General features: G+C 62.2%; 1 pseudogene. It reads right to left on the reverse strand.

Annotated features, from left to right (window positions below):
- Positions 1–192 (reverse strand): annotated as a pseudogene (locus P9228_RS30850) (IS5/IS1182 family transposase); the annotation flags it as partial.
- Positions 193–373 lie beyond the last annotated feature (181 nt).

Raw genomic sequence — 373 nt, forward strand, 5'->3', positions numbered from 1 at the left:
CATCAGCCGGGTCGGCAGCGGCGGCATGCCGGGGCCGTCCGAATAGACGGCGCCGAAACGCTCCTCCAGCACCGGCCAGTCGATCGCCTGCGCCAGCCGCACCAGCTCGTGCTTCATGTTGATGATTTGGTCGAGCCGGGAGCGGAACAGGTCCTGCTCTCCCGTCTCGCGCTTCTCGCGTGGCCTGGACATTCGCTGTCCCCTCGATTCGCCGCCGCCGAACCGAGTGAATCACGCTCCGCGCCACAAGGGAATCGCAAAACCGAATTGCAGGAAAACAGCGTCCAAATACCGCTAATCCTGCAATTCCAAAGCCGCTATCCGCCTCAATCAACAGGCCAGATCAATGGCTTGCGGATAGTTCACGGCCGAC

The organism is Mesorhizobium sp. WSM4898 (assembly GCF_029625845.1).
In the GTDB taxonomy this organism is placed as follows: domain Bacteria; phylum Pseudomonadota; class Alphaproteobacteria; order Rhizobiales; family Rhizobiaceae; genus Mesorhizobium.